At 40.9% G+C, this 24833-nt stretch carries 16 protein-coding genes; 11 read left to right on the forward strand and 5 right to left on the reverse strand.

What is annotated here, in order from left to right; all coding sequences use genetic code 11:
• The first annotated feature begins 11 nt into the window (after window positions 1–11).
• Window positions 12–1154 carry an MFS transporter gene (locus ACTJKN_RS03900; protein WP_440822825.1) on the forward strand — a complete coding sequence of 381 codons (1143 nt, stop codon included), beginning with the start codon at window positions 12–14 and terminating at the stop codon, window positions 1152–1154.
• A 508-nt stretch (window positions 1155–1662) separates the two neighbouring features.
• A complete protein-coding gene (locus ACTJKN_RS03905) occupies window positions 1663–1818 on the forward strand; it encodes a hypothetical protein (protein ID WP_440822827.1) in 156 nt (51 codons plus the stop codon).
• A 424-nt stretch (window positions 1819–2242) separates the two neighbouring features.
• On the opposite strand, the gene ACTJKN_RS03910 is transcribed toward ACTJKN_RS03905, so the two are convergent.
• The 3 genes from ACTJKN_RS03910 to ACTJKN_RS03920 form a co-directional block, all read right to left on the reverse strand.
• A complete protein-coding gene (locus ACTJKN_RS03910) occupies window positions 2243–2788 on the reverse strand; it encodes a putative glycolipid-binding domain-containing protein (RefSeq protein WP_440822829.1) in 546 nt (181 codons plus the stop codon).
• Window positions 2789–2902: 114 nt separating this feature from the next.
• Entirely contained in the window at window positions 2903–3616 is a 714-nt protein-coding gene (locus ACTJKN_RS03915; RefSeq protein ID WP_440822830.1) for a DUF92 domain-containing protein, read from the reverse strand.
• Between the two features lie 135 nt (window positions 3617–3751).
• Window positions 3752–4081: a hypothetical protein gene (locus ACTJKN_RS03920; RefSeq protein ID WP_440822832.1), complete on the reverse strand. Its 330-nt coding sequence runs from the start codon at window positions 4079–4081 to the stop codon at window positions 3752–3754.
• 349 nt (window positions 4082–4430) lie between these two features.
• Between ACTJKN_RS03920 and ACTJKN_RS03925 the strand changes: the two genes are divergently transcribed.
• The gene (locus tag ACTJKN_RS03925; protein ID WP_440822834.1) at window positions 4431–5483 is read left to right on the forward strand and encodes a DUF5694 domain-containing protein; all 1053 of its coding nucleotides are present in this window, start codon (window positions 4431–4433) and stop codon (window positions 5481–5483) included.
• Between the two features lie 212 nt (window positions 5484–5695).
• Here the strand turns inward: ACTJKN_RS03925 and ACTJKN_RS03930 are convergent, their stop codons facing one another.
• A complete protein-coding gene (locus ACTJKN_RS03930; protein ID WP_440822836.1) occupies window positions 5696–5881 on the reverse strand; it encodes a hypothetical protein in 186 nt (61 codons plus the stop codon).
• Window positions 5882–6118: 237 nt separating this feature from the next.
• On the opposite strand from ACTJKN_RS03930, the gene ACTJKN_RS03935 reads away from it, so the two are divergent.
• The 7 genes from ACTJKN_RS03935 (at window position 6119) to ACTJKN_RS03965 (ending at window position 17575) form a co-directional block, all read left to right on the forward strand.
• Window positions 6119–8521 carry a glycoside hydrolase family 127 protein gene (locus ACTJKN_RS03935; RefSeq protein ID WP_440822837.1) on the forward strand — a complete coding sequence of 801 codons (2403 nt, stop codon included), beginning with the start codon at window positions 6119–6121 and terminating at the stop codon, window positions 8519–8521.
• Window positions 8522–8820: 299 nt separating this feature from the next.
• Window positions 8821–11958: a SusC/RagA family TonB-linked outer membrane protein gene (locus tag ACTJKN_RS03940; RefSeq protein WP_440822839.1), complete on the forward strand. Its 3138-nt coding sequence runs from the start codon at window positions 8821–8823 to the stop codon at window positions 11956–11958.
• A 10-nt stretch (window positions 11959–11968) separates the two neighbouring features.
• Window positions 11969–13438: a RagB/SusD family nutrient uptake outer membrane protein gene (locus tag ACTJKN_RS03945; RefSeq protein ID WP_440822841.1), complete on the forward strand. Its 1470-nt coding sequence runs from the start codon at window positions 11969–11971 to the stop codon at window positions 13436–13438.
• A 4-nt stretch (window positions 13439–13442) separates the two neighbouring features.
• Complete coding sequence (locus ACTJKN_RS03950) at window positions 13443–14111, forward strand: hypothetical protein (protein WP_440822842.1); 669 nt, start codon at window positions 13443–13445, stop codon at window positions 14109–14111.
• A 21-nt stretch (window positions 14112–14132) separates the two neighbouring features.
• A complete protein-coding gene (locus ACTJKN_RS03955) occupies window positions 14133–15086 on the forward strand; it encodes a hypothetical protein (protein ID WP_440822844.1) in 954 nt (317 codons plus the stop codon).
• An 82-nt stretch (window positions 15087–15168) separates the two neighbouring features.
• Window positions 15169–16623, forward strand: coding sequence for a DUF6055 domain-containing protein (locus ACTJKN_RS03960; protein WP_440822846.1), 1455 nt, complete (start codon window positions 15169–15171; stop codon window positions 16621–16623).
• 34 nt (window positions 16624–16657) lie between these two features.
• On the forward strand, window positions 16658–17575 hold the full coding sequence (locus ACTJKN_RS03965; RefSeq protein WP_440822848.1) for a glycoside hydrolase: 918 nt from the start codon (window positions 16658–16660) through the stop codon (window positions 17573–17575).
• Between the two features lie 53 nt (window positions 17576–17628).
• On the opposite strand, the gene ACTJKN_RS03970 is transcribed toward ACTJKN_RS03965, so the two are convergent.
• The gene (locus ACTJKN_RS03970; RefSeq protein WP_440822850.1) at window positions 17629–21168 is read right to left on the reverse strand and encodes a family 43 glycosylhydrolase; all 3540 of its coding nucleotides are present in this window, start codon (window positions 21166–21168) and stop codon (window positions 17629–17631) included.
• A 379-nt stretch (window positions 21169–21547) separates the two neighbouring features.
• On the opposite strand from ACTJKN_RS03970, the gene ACTJKN_RS03975 reads away from it, so the two are divergent.
• Window positions 21548–24613 carry a beta-L-arabinofuranosidase domain-containing protein gene (locus ACTJKN_RS03975; protein ID WP_440822852.1) on the forward strand — a complete coding sequence of 1022 codons (3066 nt, stop codon included), beginning with the start codon at window positions 21548–21550 and terminating at the stop codon, window positions 24611–24613.
• The last annotated feature ends 220 nt before the right edge of the window (window positions 24614–24833 follow it).

Genomic DNA, 24833 nt, shown 5'->3' on the forward strand with positions numbered 1-24833 from the left:
TATTTAAATATATGAATAAGTCTATATATATACTGGCATTAGGTGCCTTTGGCATTATCACTACCGAATTTGGCGTTATCGGCATCTTGCCAACAATCAGCAGGGAGTTTGGCGTTTCTGTGGATACAGCCGGGTGGTTATTAAGTGCCTTTGCTATAACAGTTGCCATATCATCTCCATTTATAACCGCCCTAACTTCTAAAATCAATCGCAAGTTCTTATTATGCCTAGTTTTGGGTATTTTTATACTTTCAAACCTGCTTTCAGCTTTTTCCCCTAACTTTACCATTTTAATGATCGCAAGGATTTTGCCTGCCTTCTTCCACCCGCTGTTCTGGAATATTTCGCTGGCAATAGCGTTCAAACAAGGCGGGGCCAAAGCAGTATCGGTCGTCATGACTGGCCTTAGCATCGCTACGGTTTTGGGTGTGCCCTTAACAACCTATGCTGCTGATTACTTTCATAACTGGCAGGCATCTTTTTTCTTAACCAGTATTATCAGTTTAATTGCATTTTTAGGCCTGCTATTTGTTGTGCCATCTATGCCGGGCAACAGCGAAAAATCTGCTGAAAGCCAGTTACATGTTTTAAATGATTCCAGGCTTTGGCTAAACCTGGTTTCCACAATACTTACACTTGCGGCCATGTTCTCGAGTTATAGCTACCTTGCCGCGTACCTTGAAAATATTTCGAATATGAACGGCGCTCAAATTAGCATTATGCTGCTCCTATTTGGTGGAATGGGGATTCTTGGTAACTGGCTAATGGGTATTGCACTAGGTAAAAATGTAATATTAACCAGCCGGTTCTTTTTTATTCTTTTAATAGCTGTTCAAATATTGGCTTATTATTTTGGAACAATTTTTATCCCTATGGTAATTATTATTTCCTTTTGGGGCATGATCCACACCGGTGGATTTTTAGTACCCAACATTCGAACCACCCAATCTGTTCCCCATAATGCATTGGAATTTGTAAACAGTCTGTTAACATCTTGCTATAATATCGGCATTTCACTGGGCGCATTCTTAGGCGGTATTGTAATCGCAAAGTTTGGTGTCCACGAAATCATCTGGATGGCAGTACCACTTCTGTTACTGGCTTACTTATTGAGTTTTGTAAAATCAAGAAAGAAAGCATTGGTTAATTTATAATTTATCAAGCTCAAAATACTAATCCAGAATACACGCTCAGCAGATCTGGATTTTGGATTTTGATATTGACAGAATGGGTTCCTGCAACTTATCAGAGATACCAACCTTGATATAGATTTACTGCGCTCTTTGGGCAGGCTCTTTAGGTAATCTATGCAACGCCAGTTGCGGCCAATTATACTGCCTATTTTGCCCGAAAATGTGCCATTTGCGCTTTTTGAATATGTTGCCATAATTTTTGTTTTTATTGAAAAAATGTTTGTTCAAAAAGGATTTCTGTTTATACCGGTATATTTTAAATCTATGCTCAAACCTAGCGGTTTAGCTGCATTGGCGCCTCATTTGAGCTTAAATGAGCCAAATTGAGCTAATTAGCACCGTTATTGAGCTAAAATGGACCATTACAGTTTAAGGGACGGCATTGCATGGGCCTGAGCGCTTGTGGCGGCCCAATATCATTAAGTTAAACCATTAGGCACGAAAAATAATTTAACCACAGATAGAAAGGATGTACACAGATATAAAAATCTGTGTTTATCTGTGCGCATCTGTGGTTAAAAACGCTTACTTAATTACATTGGGTGGCGGCCTGGTTAAGGGCAGCATAACCGTTGGCGGTGGCGCCATTCTGCGAAAGCAGGCACTGGCCTTACCTTTTAGGTAGAAAAAAGGTAACGCCGGGGTAATCCTGGGGTAACCTTGGGGTTAACCTGGTAGCAACAAAGGGTAAATAATAGGTAAAGCAGGGGTAATTAAATACGGCCCTTTTGCTGGCGCTAAAGGTAGGCAGCGAGTAAATCTTTCACGTAAAAACGGTCGCCGCCAGGTTTTTTATAGGCTTTAATGTGCCTCTTTTACCTTACGTTTGTAGGTGATTTTGCTAATGTAATCTTTAATCTGTTAGCGGGTAAGTTGCGCATTAGGGTTGCCAAAGAAATGGATAAAAGTAAGATTAGTTGTTCGTCGGTTTGATAAGAAAACGAGTGGCTATTTTCCCTCAAATCCCCAACCTTACCATTGATTGTCCTTAAATACATTAAAATCAAGGAGCGCCGAAATGAATTTAAACGACCAGAAGTAGATGGGTACTATTTTTCTCGGAATAGTTTCGGGTATTCAATTACCAATCCATAGGAATCGGTTTTTAGCTCGGCCTTAAATGTCGATTTTTCGTCTTCGTACAGGTATACCGAATCTGATATTTTGGTATAATACTGCCTTACGGGTATTATCATATCAGCAATAATATCTATGTATATCACCTCAATCCTATTGCTCAATTGCCCATTAAAAACCAACCTTCTTATTGGCAATGTATTGGTAAAAGGTGTTAATGAAATATCAATATCTACACAACCATCAAATCGATGATCGATTGTGTTGTTCACCAGCCAATAAGCACCTTTTTTCTCTAGAAGAAGTGTTTTTTCATTTCTGCCCGATATGACATTTATTTCAACGAAATAGGTTGCCCACAATGTATCCGTGAGAATTTTATAGGAGATTTTAATCGCCTGGTTGTTAACCTGGCCTGTAATAATCGATGTGATTGCGACACCATTATCTGTTTCTGTTAAGGTACAATTTTCGAGCGACTTGTATTCCAAGCCTTCCCATCTTATTTTTCTCTCCATTATGATCTGAAATTAAACAATCTTAATGTCGACTTGGTTTTAAGCACCCTAAATCCATGTGCCCGGCCATGAGCGTCATTCCAAAGGATATCCTTCCTAAAGGCTTATCCCGACCTAAAGAAAAATCTCCAATAACACAACTACAATCGCTGCTGTCAATGTATTCAAAAAATTGACCACATCATTCCCGATCATCCCCTTCCGCTCCAGCACAGCTCCAAGTATGGAATCGGCAAGGTTACCCAGCGTACCTGCAAGAACAATAAAGAAAAAGCTGATGTTCCATCCCCATCCGAACGCATAAATGGCAGCAATAATACAGCTACCGGCAATACCGATCAGCGTTCCTTCCAGGCTGATCACTCCGTCCATTCCGCAGCGGTCGGGCTTAAAGGAAATAACATTAAAAAACCGTCTTCCATAAACCATCCCCAGCTCTGAAGACAGGGTATCAGCTGTAGCCGAGGCAAAGGCTGCCGCCATTGCCGGAAGCATCAAATAAGTCAGCCAGGGATAAAATAAGATCACTATGCCTGCAATAGCTGCAGCCCCGGCATTGGCCAGTACCTGCATTGCATTACGGCCTTTTTTTTCTTCCTCCCTGGTGGCAAAAGCCTGCTTTTTGTGCCGGCCCACCGAGGTGGCAGCAGAACCGAGGATAAAAAACATGGTCATCATCGCTAGCCCCGAATAACCTGCAGCACTAAAAATAAGGCATGCGAGTATGCCGCCCGTAAAAGCGGCCAAAACCGTCAGTTTTTTTGCCAGGATGCTGTAGGCTATGCCTAAAATAATGATGATAGGCAAAAAGATGCCACTATTGAACATATCACAAATATATTTGAAATATTTTTACGAAAAAGCACATGTTTAAGAGTCAGAGGAACCCGTATTATTTATTTTATTTAAGGAAACCGTGTTCCAGACCTAAAACTAAAAATTTCATGAGGAAAGTAAAAAGAATTATTGGAAATCCAGATGCCCGAAGTCACTGCTTACCCCTATCGCATTGGCTCTCCATAAGATAAAGCCCAGCTTGCCGCAGCATTCTGCCACGAAATATTCTATATCCGCAGGCACGTCATTTACGATACGGTAGCGGATTTTATATTTGGGGTTATAACTGATATAAACTACCACGTCATCACCGGAAAATCCCCTGTGAGACAACGGCCTGAAATGGACTTCCTGCAACTCCCTGGCAGTCCGGACCAAACGGTCATTCATTACTTTGGCCAATGCTTTTTCGGGCTTAAAATCTGTCTCTAAAATAGCCAGTACGGTTACGGTCATAAAGCAAAAATAGGCAGATCAGGCACATTGTCAAGCGCTTCAGGTTAAGCACTTGAAAATCAGGCAAAATATTTTCACAGGTCATACCTGAGGTTTAGGGAAAATCCTGTTTAAATTCTGACCGCATTCTACGCTTTAAATTTTGAATATTGTCTTCTTTCCATTTTTATATTTAATTTTTGGTAAAATTCAACAGGATTAAATCTTTCGCTAACTAAATTCTGGCCAAAACCTTTGGAAACGGCAATCTTCAGTGCAATGTTGATAAATCAAATTATAATATTATTTTTCCAATTGGAAATCAATGCGAAAAACATATTAATTTTAACCACATCATGAAACTATAACTATGAAATACATTTTTATCTTACTTATTATCGTTTCTTTTAAGGTATCTGCTCAAAAACTGGAAATCCTTTTAATCGGTGTTTCTCATAACTACAGCAATTACCAAAGGCAGGATTTTTCAGACATTTATCGCAAAATTCAACAATTTAAACCCACAGCATTTTTCGGGGAATTTCTTAGTAAGGAAGATGAGCAGCATATTATGGACTATTGGTGTAAGAAAGACAACCTGAAAAGATTACAGATGCTCAGAAAAAACAGAGCTATCGCAGCAGATCAGCTACCTAAAAAAATTGACAGTTTAAAAAAACGCTGCCTACAAGACCCTGAAAACTATAGGTTAAAAACAGACCTGGCCCATGCTTACTACCTTAACCAGGATGTTTCCAATGGGCACTATCAATATTGGCAGGTTTTCGACCGGCTTAAACAAGCTCCGGACAATAAACTGCAAGCTTATGTAAATCAATTGCTGAGTCCGGAATTGGATACCACGGGGCGAAGCATGAGAAGATTGAAAACCTCTGAATACGCATTAATCGCATTCCCGATGATGCGAAAAATCGGCATCATGGAATTACTGCCCATGGATTGCCAGGACTATGATCTGAATTGGAATGCATCCTGGTCTGCGAGCGATGAAAAATTCAATGTATTCAGAAAGGATACTTCCGCCACCTTTCAGCGGGAGCTGAAAGAAAAACTGGCTAAAATAAATACAGGTTTCGCGCAATATGACAAAATCGAGAAATCTTCTACCCGGGTAACCGAATGGCTGAACACAGCTGAAGCGTCTGCAATTTCCGCATCCGGGGATTTCTATCTGCCGGAGCTGTATGATATGAAGAACTTTCCTAAAGAAGAAATGCTTTCCAAGATACATTGGTGGCTGATGAGAAATGAGGGTATGTGCAACAATGTACTGAACCGTTCAAAAAAGAAAGGGGTTAATAGGGTTGTTGTAATTGCCGGGGCAAACCATCGTAAATATATGCAGGACATTTTCGAAAAGATGCCCGGAGTAATTGTCAGAAACCTTAACGAGGTTAAATAAAAGAACCATCTCAAGAATTAGAGTGCTTGAATGAATCTGATTAAAATTGCGTTTTTGAAACTCATTTTAATACATTTAATATCAGTGCAGGCGAATCGGGTTAGATATTCTGGGAATTTAATCAAAAACATACTTAAAATTAAAGTATTGCCCATCCAAGCAAGGGGATTTCGCTAAAAGTACATTGGCTAGCTTCGAATGTATCATGATAGCTAAATGATATTCTCTTGCCAATTTCCTATAGTGCTTAGCGGCAAACCATATTTACGGCCAGCAGCTCGCTTAGTGAGCATACCGGACTTAACTTTGCATACAATTTCCTCTTGAACATCTTCAACTAATCGGCCACAAGGTTTCCTTGCTGCAATTTTGTTCCTGTTTTTGCTTTTTGTTGCCATTTTTCGGTTTTTAATGACAAGCTAAAGCAGAAGGAGATTCTTTCGCTTATCCACATTATGTTAAAATGTTACTACGACCTGCAAAAAAACACTAATGCTTGTATTCTGAAATGCGCTAGCTTCGTATTGTTCAAAATAAGATGTAACCGAACAACTGCATTCATCAGCGAATATACTATTGGCAAAGTCTGCTTTATCAAAATAAACACAAACCCTTAAATAAACAAGCAAATAGGCATGAAGAACAAAAGAAACCATCTACTGATATTTTGCACCTTACTGATCTCATTGTCACTCCATACATCTGCGCAACAGAAAGACTATCCAATTCAGCCTGTGGCATTTACAAAAGTGCATGTACACGATAACTTTTGGCAGCCCAAAATGGAAATTAATGCAGCAGTAACTATTCCCTATGTAATTGCCCAATGTAAAGCAAACGGAAGAATGGACAATTTCCTACGCGCAGGAAAAAAATTGAGTGGGGATAAGATGAGCGAATTTCCGTTTGATGATACCGATGTATACAAAGCAATAGAAGGGGCATCTTATTCCATTCAGAATAAAGCAAATCCAAAACTTGAAACCTATATAGATACGCTTATTACGATAATTGGCGGTGCACAGGAACCAGATGGTTATTTATTTACCTTCAGAACGGTAAATGCAAAAAAGCCGCACGAATGGATCGGCGCTAAACGCTGGGAGAAGGAAGAAATATTAAGCCACGAACTTTACAATGCTGGCCATCTTTATGAAGCGGCAGTGGCCCATTACCAGGCTACCGGCAAAAAAACATTGTTAAATATTGCGATCAAAAATGCAGACCTTTTGGTAAAAACTTTTGGTCCGGGGAAAATAGAAGAATATCCTGGCCACCAGATTGTGGAGATTGGCCTATCCAAAATGTACCGGGTTACTGGTAACCAAAAATATCTCGACCTCGCAAAGTTTTTCCTGGATGTAAGGGGACCGAAGGGCGATGCATACAATCAGGCCCATAAAAAAGTTATCGATCAGCACGATGCCGTAGGTCATGCCGTGAGAGCAGCTTATATGTACACTGGAATGGCAGATATTGCTGCACTTACCGGCGATACGAAGTACCTTTCGGCCATCGACGACATTTGGGGGGATGTGGTAAACAAAAAACTCTACATCACAGGAGGCATAGGTGCAACAGGTGCCGGTGAGGCTTTTGGTGAAGCTTACCAACTACCAAATATGTCTGCCTATGCAGAAACCTGTGCTGCCATTGGAAACGTTTATTGGAATGAAAGAATGTTCCTGCTGCATGGCGATTCAAAGTATGTTGATGTACTGGAAAGAACTTTATATAATGGCTTATTATCAGGCGTTTCGTTAAGTGGCGACCGTTTCTTTTATCCAAACCCTCTGGCATCCATGTTTCAACATCAGCGCAGCGCATGGATCAGCTGCGCCTGTTGCATCAGTAACATGGCGCGTTTTTTACCTTCTCTGCCCGGTTATGTATACGCCCAGGATAAAAACGACCTGTACATCAACCTGTTTATGGGCAACACAAGTAAAATTGCGCTTACCGCTACAAATGTAGAAATCACACAGACTACAGACTATCCCTGGAAAGGAGATGTAGGCATTGGCATCAACCCGGAAAAAACAGCGAACTTTACGTTGAGGATCCGGATTCCAGGTTGGGCAGCTCAGGAGGCATCGCCAGGAAATCTTTATTCGTTCCTTGATAAAAAAACAGCTCCGGTAACGATTTCGATCAATGGGGTGGCCACTTCGTTTACTACCGAAAAAGGCTACGCTGTTTTAACCAGAAAATGGAAAAAAGGCGATAAAATTTCCTTAAGTCTACCGATGGAAACCGACAAGGTGATCGCTAACAAAAATGTGAAAGATGATGCATCACGTTTTGTACTTGAACGCGGACCTGTTGTTTACTGCCTTGAAGGGCCTGACAACAAAGACAGCCTGGTGCAGAATATTATGATTGATAAAAATGCCATTGCCTCTTCTCATTACGAGCAAAACCTACTTAATGGCGTTGGCGTAATCAATATTAAGGGCCAAAGCACAAAACGGCAAATAAACAGTGATAGCCTTTTGGTTACCGCCCAGGATGTTAAGGCCATCCCATACTACGCCTGGGCAAACCGGGGGCCAAGTGAAATGACGGTCTGGATCCCTTATGAACAATCGGCCGCCAGACCAAAACCAGCTCCAACCATTGCCAGTACGAGTAAGGTATCTGCTTCGCTTAAAAACAAGAGAATGTTTTCTGCTATAAAAGATCAGTACGAACCAGCAGATTCTAAAGACACCAACTTTCCTTATTTGCATTGGTGGCCAGCCAAAAATACCAATGAGTTTATACAATACGATTTTGCGTCTGAACAAACCGTAAGTGAATCTAAGGTTTATTGGTATGATGATAGTCCTTGGGGTGGTTGCAGAATTCCGGTTTCTTATAAACTATTATATAAAAAAGGAGAGCAATGGCTGCCCGTTGAAACAACCGCTCCTTACGAGATTAGTAAAGATAAATTTAATACCGTAAAATTTAAGTCCGTAAACACAACTGCCCTAAGAATGGAAATTCAGTTACCTGCAGAGCATGCAACTGGCGTACACGAGTGGGCAGTAAAATAACTTGTAATAAAAGTTCCAAATTAGAACTCCCTATTTCAATATTTGAGATAGGGAGTTTTTTTATGGAATCCAGCCTCAAAATCATTTATTAACAACAAAGGTTTTCTAAAAGACCAAAGATAACCCAAGCCATTTGACCCTTAAAGCTTTAACCTTAAGATCAGTTAGCCATACAGGTTAAAAAACGATTTAAATCAGGTAATATACTCATTATAATCAAGCACCTACTATAGTAAATTTATAAACGTTATAGCAACGCTTAAGACAACCAAAAAACTAATAAACTAATCAATAAGCTAATGAAATTAAACTTTACTTTGAGGTGGGGTAAGTTATTAGGCATCCTTATATTTCTGGTGATGCCTTTTCTTACCTTTGCACAAACCAAAATTACCGGTACGGTAACTGATGGAAAAAACGAGCCCATACCCGGGGCATCTATTAAACAAAAGGGTACTACCAATGGTACTTCGACAGATAACAAGGGCAATTTTTCGCTCTCTTTAAAAGAAGGATCGACAAGCTTAACGATCAGTATTGTTGGCTTTAAAACCAAAGAAGTTTCTGTAGCGGGGAAAACAAGTATTGATATTAAATTGGCTGAAGATGATAACTCATTGGACGAGGTTGTGGCCATAGGTTATCAAAACATTCAAAGAAAAAACACTGCCGGAGCGATCTCGTCTGTTAAAGGAAAAGATTTTGAAAACACGCCCTACTCCACTTTTGATGCCATGCTGCAAGGTAGAGTGGCAGGCTTAACGGTCCTGAGTACTTCTGGTGAACCTGGCGGAAATAACATTGTTAACATTCGTGGAGCGAGCAATGTAAACTTAGGTCAGAGCAGCTCTCCATTATATGTTATTGATGGCGTAATTTATGATGTAAACGACATCGGCTCTGCTTATGGAAGCAGTCCATTACAAGCCATCAATCCAAATGATATTGAATCTGTAGATGTATTAAAAGATGCATCGGCTTCGGCGGTTTATGGTGCCCGTGCCGCAAATGGTGTTATCATTGTTAAAACCAAGCGTGCGCAGGTAGGTGCACCGCCTCAAATTAGAGTAGCCAGTTATTTCGGTATTGCCAATAAACCGGCATTAAAACCTATCCAAACCGGTACGGCAGAGAGAAGATTGAAAATGGATCTACTTTATGGTGGCAATGGCCTTTACAATAGCCTGAGGGATTTGAATATGATGTTAACAGACAGTTTAAATACTGCTTTTAACAACAATACCGATTGGCAGGGTTTATTTCTTCAAACAGGTAACATTAGCAATATTGATGCAAGTATCGCAGGTGCTACCGAAAAATATTCTTACAGATTTTCCTTCAACCGCTATTTTGAAGAAGGTGTAATGAAAGGTTATGACATTAACCGTGTAACGCCAAGCTTATTTTTCCAGGTATCGCCTACGAGTAAATTGTTGGTTCAAACGAACCTGTTTGTAGGCTTAACCAAGGCTAAACATGGCCAGGGCGACCAAAACAAATATCCTTTTACCACCTGGGGCTTCCCTTCTTCTTTTTGGAAAATAGGAACGGCTGAAGAGGAATTATATACCGGCAGGTATGAAGAACTCCGTGATGATGATAAAACCACCAGTTTGAACGGAAATACCATGGCCCAATACACAATTATTCCGGGCTTAAATATTAAGAGCACCATCTCATACAACATTTTCAACAACACCAGAAGTTATTTCAAACCGAGTTTATTAAGCGGAAGCGGTCAAAATGAAGCCTATGGCTGGATTAACCAAACCAATCGTTGGGAACTCGAAAACACCCTGAACTATGCCAAATCATTAAAAAGTGGCCATAACTTTAATGTCATTTTACTTCAGGGAATGGAAAAAAATATTGCCAATAATACTTACAGCAGCAGTATTGGCAATGCCGATGCCGTTAAAACAGTTGCCGGCATTGCTTCTGGGCCCAATCTTTTCGCCAGCAACACCATACAGCAACGTTCGCGCTTATCCTGGATGGGAAGTTTTGTATATGACTATAAAGGAAAATACCTGCTTCAGGCAGTATACCGTGCTGATGCATCATCAAGATACAGTGCAGAAAGCCGTTGGGGTTCCTTCCCATCAGTTTCTGCAGGCTGGAATGCATCTGAAGAAAATTTCTTCAGCCCGGTAAAAAATATCGTTTCCTATTTAAAGTTAAGAGCCAGTTACGGTATTACAGGGAATGATCCTGGTGCTTATTATGCACAATATCAATCATTAATTGCCAATGCCAATTATCCAACTTCTGTGCTGGGAAATGGCCAGGGCGGCGCTCAAACTACTTACAATGGAACACAGGTATTGTATCCAGATTATTATGGTGCTGCATCGGCAACTTCCATCAGCTGGGAAAGAAGTCCTCAGTTTAATGCCGGCGTAGATTTAGGATTTTTAAAAGACAGAATAACCTTAACAGCCGATTATTATATCCGCGACTCCAAAAGTAAAGTATTCGATATTCCGGTTCCATTAACAACCGGCTATTCACTAACCTCTAATAACTATGTTGATTTACGCAATACCGGTATTGAATTTACCTTAACCACACGGAATTTTGCCCCTACTTCAAAATTTCAATGGATAACCAATTTTAACATTGCCTACAACGACAACTACATTACCAAGCTTCCAAATGGTGGCAGAAATTTCACCTTTGGGCCACCCTGGTTACAACAAACCTTAAGCGTTGGCGATCCATTATTTACCTACAAAGTATGGGAAGTGAATGGAATTTATTCAAGAGATTCAGACGTTCCTGTTGATCCGAAAACCGGAAGAAGAATTACCCAGTTTGGCGGAAGCCAGTTCAGTGCCGGTGATCCTGCAAGGGTAGATCAGAATGGAGATTATAATATCGACTATAACGACTACATTTCTTACGGAAACCCGAATCCGGACATTACCGGAGGTATGAACAACTCCTTCTCTTACAAAGGATTCTCGCTTGATGTTTTGGTTACTTTTATTTCTGGCCGCAGTCTTCGTAACGGCTATCTTTCAGATAAACTTCAGGATGCCGGAACAAATAACCCTTATTTTTTGTGGGGGCCACGCTCCGGACCTGCCTCAAATTTCAATGTAGCTGATTTTTGGTCTAAACCAGGTGATATTGCAAAGTACCCGGGATTGATAACCAATAACGTAGATAAGTGGCACATTGGTCAAAGTATGTACATAGAAGATGCCAGCTTTTTGCGTATCAAAAATATCAGATTGGGCTACACCTTACCAGAAAAATTCACCAAAAAAATTGGGCTGAGGTTGATCCGGTTCTATGGCGTAATGGATAACGTTAAAGTATGGTCGAACTCTACCGTACCTGATCCGGAAGCTGTAGGTGCAGATGGATACTCTGGAGGAAATGACTATCCAATCCCTAAAAAATACACTTTCGGCATTGATTTAACCTTTTAATCCTACTAAAATGAAAAGACTTACTATATATATATGCTGTGTAATCGGGATGGGCATGGCAAGCTCATGTAAAAAATTTTTAGATGAGAAACCCATTAGCGTATCTACCGACCTAACTTTCTGGAAAAATGAAAATGACGCTGACAAAGCTGTAGCAGCAGGTTACGCGTTGGTTAGGAAAACGCTTAATAAAGCAGATGGATTAGCTTTCTACGCTTATGGCGATTTACCTACAGATGAATTTGCATCAGCAAACGCCTACAGATTTGACAATATTTCCCGAATGGAGTGGGCAATTTCTGTTGCATCGGCCGAAACCTGGGACAGGATGATGCAGATGAGAAGATATGATACTTTTTACAGTGCCATAGACCAGACTAACCGCTGCATTAAATTCATTCCCACCATCGCCGATGACAAATTCTCATCGCCAAATGCCAAAAATAATTTACTGGGAGAAGCTTACTTTTTAAGGGCGTTTAACTATTTCTACATGACCAGAATTTGGGGCGATATTCCACTGATTACCCAAACAGGCGCAATAACAGAGGCAGTAGACCTGCCGCGTAGCAAGGCTGCTGATGTGATAACACAATGCTTAAGCGATTTAAATAATGCAATCAACCTTTTAAGCTGGGATTATTCCAACGCCGGAAACAGGGCCGTAAGGGCCAATAAAGGAGCAGCTTATGCGCTTCTAGCGCATTTGTATGCCTGGCAGGGCGATTACCAGAACTGTAATGCCACCACCGATAAAATAATTGACCAAAATTTTTATCAATATGTAAACAGGGATAATTACCTCAGCATATACAAAGGAAAATCTACAGAAGGCATTTTTGAAATTGCACAGAGTGATGAAAATGAGGGTAGTGCCGGGGGAATTGCCAATTACACCCTTAAAAGCCCTTACTTAACAACGCGTACAGATAATTCAATTTTTCCACTCAATATTAATACCCTGAATACGCTTTATAGCAATGCTGATGATAAACGATTTAAGACTGCTTTTGCACTAACCAATTCTACAGACCCACTCTGTATTAAGTATGCCAACATCACCTATATTAACGGACAAAACGTAATTACTGCTGTGGCCCATAACAACATCATCATTTTTAGGCTGGCCGACATTAAACTCCTGAAAGCAGAAGCACTTGCGGCTTTAGGCCAGTTCGATCAATCGCGCACGGTACTTAATGAAGTACGCACTATTGCTGGTTTAGGTGACTGGGTTGGAACTGATGCCAACTTATTCGAAGGTATTATAGACGAACGTGGAAGAGAGCTTTTCCTGGAAGGGCATCGCTTCTACGATTTGGTAAGGCTGGGTAAAAAAACAGGGGTTATGAAATTCGGCGCGGAAAAAATGACCAAAGCTGATTTTGATGCGGGTAAATATTACTGGCCGCTTGATCCTGCATTAATGAACATTAACAAAAAGTTGACTCAAACTCCTTTCTGGAGCTCTAAGTTATAAAAACATGAAAAAGAAACTGTTGTATTTTATGATATGCAGCCTGGGGCTGGCATATTTTACAAGTTGCAAAAAGAGTAGTTATTTAACAGATGGGGGTTTAAGTGAGGCAAAAAGCCCCTTAACCACTTATGAATATTTAAAACAACACAAATATCATTTGTTCGATACGCTCATAATGGTTATCGATCATTATAACATGAAAGATGAAGTAAACGGTGCTGCAACTTTCTTTGCACCAACCAACTATTCGATCAATAACTACATCAGGCTTAAAAGAGATTCGGTTAGACTCATCAATGAGAATAATACTTATACCTTAACCAACATGTATAATGATCTGAAAGCCGATTCACTACGCATTTACTTATCTAAATCTCGCATAGAGCTTACCACCGCACCGCTACAACCTACCCTTGTAGCCAATGCTGCCAGTACCCAAACTGCATTTCAAAGAATCTTGCAGCCAAAACCTGGCGAATCATGGTCGTCCAGCCCAATTTATTACCTCTACTACATTAAGGTTAGAGGAGGTTTAGACCCACCAAACAGCACTGCCCAGCCTAATGATCCTAATATTGATTTAAAGGCACAGTGCCAAACTACAGGCATAGAACCCTCATCAGGCGGAATGCTTCATGTTTTAAGTAATACCCATACATTCATCAGGTTCTAAGGAATCGCAACAGAAACAATCATGAAAAAAATATTTATCATTTCATCACTATCTGTTCTTGCTTTAGTGGGCATTTTATTGGGTTGCAAAAAGGTAAGTAAAGGCTTTATCAGCGATTACATGTACTATACACCAAATCCGCTTATTGCTACCCAGGGAAACGTAGTTAACTCTAAAGCAATAGAATTAGATGGCACCACGGGTCCGGTGAAAGTAAAATTACTTGCTGTTAGAAATATGGATACCGGACAACCAGCACCAGATATGCTTAAAGAATTTACCATCAAGCAGTTTCTTGGCCAAATTACCAGTGCAGATTCGACAGTGGCGCTTGTGAACAAGAAAATTGTACTTAAACCTGCCCTTCCCTTAGAAATTAGTGAAATAGGCGGAAGAATATCCTTATCGCAAGCCACAGCAAATGTGGCTACCGGAAATTATGTTATTGATGTTCAGGTAACGAACATTAAAGGTACACGCGATATCTTAAATGCCTGCAAGATACAATTATTACCTAAAGCACATTATAGCCTTGATGCCGGCCCCTTCTTTACAACTTCCGATCCGGATACTGAAACGGGTTTTAGTGCTCAATCCCCTTTACCGGTAACGATCACCTACGACAGCAAAGGCCCCAATAAAATCAGATTTGTCTTTCTAGATAAGAATGGTACTGCCTTTGATCCTTCTGCCGGACAAATCGTAACCAGAGGAGACAGAGGTAATTTTTCGCAAATGAACCCATATTTCTCTGTGGTAAGAACAACAACTGCACTCGAATGGGAGTTTATAGATCTGCCAAACGGTTTTCCTATTAAGGATGGAAATAACGGAACAGGAAATTATTACCGGATCCCGGCAAGGTTTACGGTAGAAAACAGAAATGCAAATCCGGTATTTTTTGGTTTTAAGGCATTATCAGCAGGCAGTTATACCGTAACCGTCCAAATACCTGCTATTACTAAAAAACCTTAGTTAGCTTAGTTAAAGATAAAACCCAGATCGGCAAAACGATTCTGGGTTTTTCTTTTTTTAAACCGTCAATATCCTATTCAATATGCGTTATACCCTATCAGAGACTGAAATATTAACTAAACAAAAAGCATTTCCCTTCGTAAAACAGGGCTCAGTACTCATCTTATTGCTATTTTTAAGTGTAACTTTCTGCAACAGTTTATGGAGCCAGGAAATGGGTCTAAATTCATCAGGTACAAAGTTCGGTATCAAAAAAAGATACCTTCCACCTAAAATCTGGATGGTTCCTGAAGGAAATGATTTCAACAATGATGAACACGAATTCAGCTACAAAAGAATGGTTGAATCAAACAACATCGCCATTTTCTGGTCGAAAGAGTTCGGGCCGGATCTCTCTAAAAATGCTGATCCTGCTGCCCGTTTGGATATGGATCAGGTTTTAAAAGAATGTGACCGGTTTTACAATTTTTATGTGGATACGCTGGCTTTTGTAAATAAAGGGAACTCTGTAACCGATCGATACAAACTTTTGATTTTCGTATTCAAGGGAAAGGAAGGCACAGCATTTGGTGGTGGCGAAGAAAACAAAATAGGAATTGCCTGGACTCCCCTGGCCCGCATCAGCAAAGCTCCTTTTGGTGCATTGGCGCATGAAATTGGCCACTCGTTTCAATACCTGGTTAATGCCGATGGAGCCTGGGCTTTTACTTCGGCAGCTAATGGAAGCCGTGGGCAGTCTATTTTCGAAATGACCTCCCAATTTATGCTCTGGCATGTTTATCCGGAATGGATGACTTTTGAAAATTATCATTTGGAGGCCTACCTAAAAAAAACGCATTATGCCTTTCTACACGAAACCAATCAATATCACTCGCCATATGTATTGGAGTATTGGGCCAACAAACATGGAATTAAATTTATTGGCAAGCTGTGGCAACAAGCTTTAAAAGGCGAAGATGCGGTTATGGCCTACAAACGGATCACGGGAACCAGCCAGAAAAAGTTTAACGATGAAATGCATCAGGCTGCAGCTAAATTTATTACCTGGGATTTAGACCAGGCTAAAAAAGCCACAAAAACATATGCTAACCAACATGTAACCGTTTTAGATTCATTACCAGATGCCTGGTACCGGATATTGCCGGGCAACTGTCCACAAAACTACGGATATAACGGCATAAGATTAAATACACCCCAAGAAGGAACAGCAATTAAACTAAAATTTAAAGGTTTGGCAGGAGCAAATGGGTTTAGAAAAGTAAACCTGGCTTACGCCGGTTGGCGGTACAGTTTCCTTGCGGTAAAATATAATGGTGAACGTGTTTATGGAAAAATCTACAATAACAGCGAAGGCTCAGCCACGTTTACCTTACCAAAAAACACACAATATTTATGGCTTGTGGTAAGTGGGGCACCAACTACACACTGGGAACACATTACCGATGGAAAAGATGAAAACGACGAACAATGGCCTTATCAAATTAAGCTTACAGGCACCACGCTGGCAGAAATTAAAGCTGTGGTACAAAAGAAATAACGTGCACCAAACCCGAAACATTGTATATAATCAAATGTCAAAACCAACTAATTACCTTGTTAAAGCAGCTTTAGCCCTTGCCATATTTGCAGTCGGAAACAACATTAAGGCACAGAACAAGCCAATCGAGAAAGCAATAATCTCCAGCTTTGAGCAACTTACAATCAGCAGTCCGCCCGATTCGCTTCATTATCCAAAGTTCTACCAAAAATATACCGACGCCTTTGGCATTCCTGTTGTTTCATCGGCAAAGGTTACCGATATTGCCCTATTGGTTGGCCGTGACGTGATCAATTACATGTTACTGAAACGACCAGATGTGCGTATGGCAATGATCCGTATGAAATCACGTTTAAGCATCATGGCCTGGTCTGAAATGCAGACCGATCTTCCGGAATACAGCAACTGGAAAAAACCTGCCCTTTCTGATAAACGGCTAACCCCTGCTGAGCGGGAAAATTACAACAAACCCGGAGGAATTGCCAGTATGACCGATAAGGGTTACTGGAACCAACGTGCGCGCGGAATGGGTGGTATACAAACCTCCTGTGCAGAAGAAAATATCCTGGGCTATCCCGGAACCAGGTATTACGGAGAAAATATCCTGGTACATGAATGGAGCCACAATGTAATGGCGGCCCTAGGTGTAGCCGACCCTACGCTTTACGGGCAGATTCGGGTGGCTTATGAAGCGGCCAAACAAAAAGGGCTTTACAAAGGACAGTACGCCGTTAATACGGTTGAAGAATACTGGGCGGAAGGAAGCCAATGGTGGTTCTGGTCTAACTATGGGTTTTATGATGGGGATATCAGGGTGCAAAGCCCCGATGATTTAAAAGTTTATGATCCTACCTTATACGATATTCTTGCACAGGTATATCCCGGCCATCACATCCCGGCAGACGCTTATTATGGCAAGAATATCCCTTATGTAAAAGCATCAACAAAATAATAAGCATTTAACGTTGGTATAGCAAAGCATTATACCAACGTTTCGATGTTCCCTTATTTCTTCTGGATAATCTTAAAACCGCTAAAGGATGCATCACCAGAAGCATCGCCATAGGTAGCATGATAAACACCAACCTGTAAGCCAATACTCTCCAAATCATCTCTTTTTACCGGACTGCCAGGAAGATCTACCCAAGCCTTTCCATCACTGCTACCACGCATAAAAAATGTATTTCCTGCCCGCTGTATCTGCAGATGCCTGTAAAAAGCCCATCCCGAGAGATTGTTCGTTTGCCTTCTGCCACCATTCCCAAGGTTGGTAACAATATTTCCAACGCCCCAGCCTGGCATAATGCCGTTTTGTAAAAGCATTCTTCCATTTGTAGAAGCTTTAACCATTATACCTGCCTCATTTGCACCATAAGCTTTCTTCTCCCTGAGCCCCAGCATATCCGAAAGCGTTACCTCGGCAATAAAATCACCCTCCACGTTATTGTAGGCAAAAGGCCCCGTTGCTTCCGATCCATCCCAAAATGTGTTGTGCGAAACCAACTTTAGGATACCAGATTGTTGTGTAACGGTATCTGCATTTCCCAATAAGCCATCCCAGGAAGTTCCTTTTAAACCATCATTTGCTGCCGGAACCGACAGGGCTGATCCACGCTGTTTTCTGATCACAAATTGTGAAGAATCTGTTCTAACAGCAAAGGGAAGAGATGTTTGGGTAACATTTCCAAAATTATCCCTGATTTTTACGGTATAACTATAACTGCTTTGTGGAAGTACCGAAAAATCTATATAATCTGATGACCTTAACCATTTTGAATCCCCTTTATCTTTATCGTTTTCAAAAAGATATTCGAGATCACTGCCTGGCAGTTCGGGTTTATCTGCAACCATATAGACCATATTTGGCGTAACTGCTGATGGTTTTGAGGTAAATGACGCTTTTAAGTTGCCTGTGCCCAAGGTTTGTTGCCAAAAATTGAATTCTTTTAAGCAACCACTATGATCAAGGCCATAACTGTATATTGAAATTGATGATATTGCTGTTGTGGCACCTGGTCCTCCGCCAGAAGATTCAATCAAAATACGCTGATCTTTTTGATTATTACGGACCAGTGTATAACTGGTCGGTTTACCGTTGATAAATACCTGGAACTTGCCCTGAGCAAAAGAACAGATTAACTGTTGCCATTTTCCATTACCCACTATCCTTACCGCTTTATTTCCTTTACCAAAAAACAAATCTGTTTTTGAACCAACAGCAGGCAAAAGCGAAAAAACAGCACTGAATGGTTTTGAAAAATCGACCTCTTTTGCAATGCTATCTCCCATGATGATTTTACTACCATTTGCCAATACAGCAGCTATTTTTCCATTAACATCGGCAACTTCTACATTTCCCTTGCACGTTAACTCTCCCAAAGCGGCCCCATTGTTGGTCCAGTTTGCTAAATTCCCATATTCAAGATTTTTCGCATCTGCATATACCGCTGTACTATTGTCTAATCCTTTTGCATAAGCTTTGTTAATCTCTGTATCGGTTAATGGAACATCATAAATTTTCAAAGCGGCCAGCGCACCAGAAAACCCTGAAGTTCCATCATCATTTCCGCCAACAAGAAACCTGGTAAGATTATTCACGAAAAGCATCCTTCTTTCTGCTCTATCCAATTTCCCATCAACATATATGCGTTCCATTGTTCCGTCAAAAACCATGGTAATCATATGCCATTCATTTGCTTTCGGTAAATTCCTATATCCTAAATCGGCCCAGCCCAAATGAGTGGCAGCGCCTGCACCTTTACTATTCCCGTAACCAACCGCAGCATTACTTAAATTAACACCACCCCTACCTGTCCACGAAACGATTGTTTCTTCTTTACCGATCTCTGGGTTCAGCACCCACATACTCACGCTATAACTGCTGTTCCCCAGCATAGATGAAGGCGCACGAACGGATGATGATAGGCGCTCTGTGCCAGAGAAAACCAAAACTTTCTTTCCACCTATCATTGAAGTAACCGGCTTATTTATTCCGTTAGCAGAAAACACACCAGCTAATTTTCCATTATTTTGAACATGGGCTGCTATTGATCCTATACGAAGGTTATCAAAGTTTAGGTCCACCAACAGTCCCTTCGGCTCAAAACGTTGCAAAGATTCCCACTTTTTGATACTGGTGTTCATCACCGGATTATATTCGGCATTGTCGAAAACTTTAATGTTCCATATCGCCTTATTTAAGCCTGGATATTCTGTCCGTAAAATTGTTGTACGCAGATACCTGGCCTTAACGTTTCCGAAATCGATCATCGGACTTCCATGTTGCGTGTTTTTACTCCGATCAATGTACAGCCGCCATGTTTTGCCATCGAGCGAATATTCGATTTTGTATTGATAGTACCAGGTAGCATATTCAAATTGAGTGTGCACACTTTTAACATTATAAGCCCTGCCTAAATCTACCTGGAGCCACGAAGGACCGATATTGTTTTTGGCTTTCCATAAAGTTCCGTTATTATCATCGAGTGCAAATTCTGGTTTAAAATCCAGATCATAAGCTGAAGAAGCCACAGCGGCTTTACCCAGTGCCAGATTGGGATGGGGATTTGCATTTTTTGCCAAATAGCCAATTCCGGAGTGTGTAGGTACCAGCTTCAGTATGTTTCCTTTCTCATCGAAGATCATTTTATCTGCCGCTACCTGCCTGTGATAGCCACCATCGTTGTGTGGGTTATTATGCCGGTGATAAACCAGGTAGAAATCATCTCCCTGCTGCAGAACAGACTGATGCCCTGGCCCGTGCACCGTTCCATCGCCATTTGTGGCGAGGATCGGATTATCCTGGGCATACTTAAAAGGTCCCATCGGATTGCTTGCAGTGGCATATTGTACCCTGTAGGTTCCATCTTCGCAATACCCGGATGAATAGGTAAGATAATAAACACCCTTTCTTTTAAATACAAATGGAGCCTCGAAAAAGTCTTTTGCATCGGTATTCGGGATCTGAGCAAGTTTTGAAAACGATTTCATGTCGGCATTCAGTAAGCCAACACCGCAACCATGGCCCGGATAAATGCCCCAGGTACCCCAATACATATAATACTTTCCGTCGTCATCTTTAAAAGTCTGCCCATCAAGTGTAATCACCTTGGGTACCATGAAATTTGAAACTATTGGTTTTCCGGGTGCTAAAAGCGATGTCCACGGGCCAACCGGTGTTGCAGAAGACGCACCGAATATTTCAACGGGCTGGCAGTAATATAGATAATACTTTCCATCAGGGCCCTGTGTTGCATCCGGCGCCCAGTAATGATGGGTTGTTGGCCAGTTCATATCCTGCATGGTCCAGTTCACAAAATCTTTTGAAGTCCATACCTGTGATGGCCCAAATCCGCCCCCATTGCCATCGGTTGTTGCATAAATATAATACGTATCTCCAAATTTTTTCACCGTTGGATCTGCAAAATAACCTGGTATAACAGGATTGCCCTGCCCCCTGGCTAAATGCAGGGATTGCGCCATTACAGATTGGAAAGCGCAGCATAGGAGAAAAAGAATGAAGAGGTTCAGATAAATGTTTTTCATAATTAATGTTGATATCCTGGCTATAAAAACCAGACTTGATGGATCAGGATGTAAATATAAACGAAGCGTAACCTAGATTTCCGTTGTATATTGATGCATAACATTAGTATTTTAACCAAGCACCTAATATGTGTTTTTGATTTAGCGGGTTGGAAAACTAAAAAGTAAACCGAGCCTTAGTACTTGTTAAAATCTAGTAGCTATCAGATAAAAAAGAAGCATAAAAATACAGGGCTTCTTCATAGTTTTATCGATGAATTTTAAGGATTGTTTTTATTCATTATTCTTTAAATTCATTTACGCTTAGCGAAAGATCCGGGAATAAAATATCCTGATATAAACAGATCTAAAAAGGGCTTATTGATAAAATGATTTAAACATGAAAATATACAAAGTATTCTTGCGTACCATCCTGTTCGCTACTCTTTTAGGTATGGGGATCACCACTGCCCATGCACAAAATGGAGACCAGATATTAGACGGAATCGGTGAAACGGGAATGAGTGCGCGTTATATCTTTAATGGAGATGCCAAAGACTGGTCACGCAATAATTTTCATGCAAAATTTCAGGGCGACGGGGTCAAATTTATTAACGACAGCCGATTTGGAAAGGTTTTGTCGCTCTCTGGCGATAACAATTCGTTTGTTACTATTCCAGGAGAAGCGTTAACAGATATAGAATCGCTCAGCATATCAGGATGGATATACCTCCGTTCGAAGCAGCCCGGCCAGCGTTTTTTTGATTTCGGGAAGGACGGAACCAAGCATTTTTTTGCGGCGCCAGTTGGAACAAATGCTCAGGAAGGTTTCCAGACATTGATTACCGCAAAGGAAAACAATAAAAACGGAGCGGTTTCGCCAGCTTTAGAACTGAATAAATGGGTCTATATTACTATTGTGGTAGATATTCCATCAAAATCTATGGTAACCTATGTGAACAGCAAGCCTGTAGCCGAAGTTAAGAATCCCCCCCTGGATTTAGCAACGGTATTCGATCAGCAATCAGTTGCAAAAAACCTGTTGTATATCGGAAAATCGCTGGTACCGGGAGACCCCTATCTGAATGCCATGATTCATGATTTCCGTATTTATCGGGTTCCTTTAAGTGCGGGACAGATTGCCGGAATTTATCGCAATGCACAAAGAGGTACACAGGAAAGCACAGTAAATGTAGGTAAGCGTGAAGATGATCTTCCAAAGTTTGCTTCAGGCACACCACAGCTTTATAATACTTACTTAGCTCATGTATCAGATATTCAGGTGGAAACAGAAGTAGGAAGTTTACCACGATTACCCAGTTATGTAACAGGTACCTACCAAAATAAGATGAAAGGCCCGAAAGTACGTGTGCTGTGGCCTTCTCCGACTGATAATAGTGGTGTTTTGAAACCCGGAAGTTATACGATTACAGGGCGTGTTGCAGGAACGGCTTTTCAACCTAAGGCATTTGTAACCGTAAAAGCATTTAAAAAATCAGCTACACCAGCCTTAAAGCTAGAGTCGTTTGCTTTAAATAAGGTTTCTCTACAAGCGGACGTTCATGGCCATACAACCAAATTTATCGAAAACCGCGATAAATTTATCAAAACATTAGCTAAAACCGACCCTAACTCCTTCCTTTACATGTTCCGCCAGGCTTTTGGCCAGAAACAACCAGCAGGAGCAAAACCTTTGGGGGTATGGGACAGTGAAGATACCAAATTAAGGGGGCATGCCACAGGCCACTACCTTTCGGCAATTGCCCAGGCCTATGCCAGCACTGGATATGACAAGGCACTACAGGCCAATTTCTCAAAAAAAATGGAGTATATGATCAATACACTCTATGAACTATCGCAATTATCAGGGAACCCTAAAAATTCAGCTTCCACCTCGGTATCTGATCCAAGCGCTGTACCCCATGGCCCGGGCAAATCAGATTATGATTCAGATCTTAGTGCATCGGGCATCCGTACCGATTATTGGAATTGGGGAAAAGGATTCATCAGCGCATACCCTCCCGATCAGTTTATCATGTTAGAAAACGGAGCTAAGTACGGAGGACAGAAGAACCAGGTTTGGGCGCCATATTATACCTTGCATAAAATTTTGGCTGGCTTAATAGACGTATATGAGGTAAGTGGTAATAAAAAATCACTTAAAATAGCTACCGACATGAGTGACTGGGTGTATACCCGCTTAAACCAGCTGCCTCAGGAAACGCTTATCAGAATGTGGAATACTTACATCGCCGGCGAGTACGGTGGCATGAATGATGTAATGGCCCGCTTATATAAGATTACAAATGATCCGAAATACCTCAAAACAGCACAATTGTTTGATAATATAAAGGTTTTCTTTGGTGATACAGCACATTCGCATGGACTGGCCAAAAACGTAGATATTTTTCGTGGATTGCATGCCAATCAGCACATACCCCAAATTGTAGGGAGTATCGAAATGTACCGGGTATCCAATAAACCTGAATATTATAATATAGCAGATAACTTCTGGCACAAAATGGTAGACGATTACATGTACAGTATCGGAGGTGTTGCAGGTGCACGTAATCCTGCCAATGCGGAGTGTTTTATTGCCCAACCAGCTACCTTGTACGAAAACGGCTTCTCTGAAGGAGGGCAGAATGAAACCTGCGCTACCTACAATATGCTAAAACTGACCGGAGACCTGTTTCTCTTCGATCAGCGGGCAGAGCTGATGGATTATTATGAGCGTGGCCTGTACAATCATATCCTGGCATCTGTTGCCGAGAACAGTCCTGCCAATACCTATCATGTACCACTCAGGCCAGGATCTGTTAAACAATTTGGCAATGCGGATATGACGGGCTTTACCTGCTGTAACGGCACTGCAATAGAGAGCAGCACCAAACTACAAAATTCAATCTATTTTAAAAGTAAAGATAACCAGGCGCTTTATGTGAACCTGTACATTCCCTCAACACTAACATGGACAGAACGCCAGATTAAGGTAGAACAATCAACAAATTTTCCAAAAGAAGACCATACCCGTTTGACAATTAAAGGCAGCGGAAAATTTGATCTCCATGTGCGTGTACCGGGCTGGGCTACCAAAGGATTCTTTGTAAAAATCAACGGGAAAGAACAAAGGTTTAATGCTGAGCCAGGTAGTTACCTAAAGATAAGCCGTAGCTGGAAAAATGGCGATATTGTAGATTTAAAGATGCCATTCCAATTCCACCTTGATCCGGTTATGGATCAGCAGAACATTTCCAGTTTGTTTTACGGACCAATATTGCTGGCAGCGCAGGAACCAGAAGCCAGAAAAGATTGGCGTAAAGTAACCTTGGAGGCCAAAGATATTGGCAAATCAATCAAGGGTGATCCACAATCTTTACAGTTTTCTATTGATGATGTGGTTTTTAAACCATTTTACGAAACATACGGGCGTCATTCTGTTTACCTGGATGTTACATTAAAATAGGCGCTAATTACTGAAGAATAGCTTCCATAAATCAATGGAAGCTATTCTCTTTATACAATTTCTCTTTATGTAGAAAAAGCGCTAACAGATCCGATTATTTATCAATAAACAGCGGCAGTCTTGTTCAAGATGTAACATTCCTGTTAATTTATGGTTAATACATGATAAAATCATCGATCTACATGCATTGAAAGACAGTTAAATTTGATCTGACTAATAA

It is taken from the genome of Pedobacter sp. 22163, from assembly GCF_052045595.1.
Classification (GTDB): Bacteria; Bacteroidota; Bacteroidia; order Sphingobacteriales; family Sphingobacteriaceae; genus Pedobacter.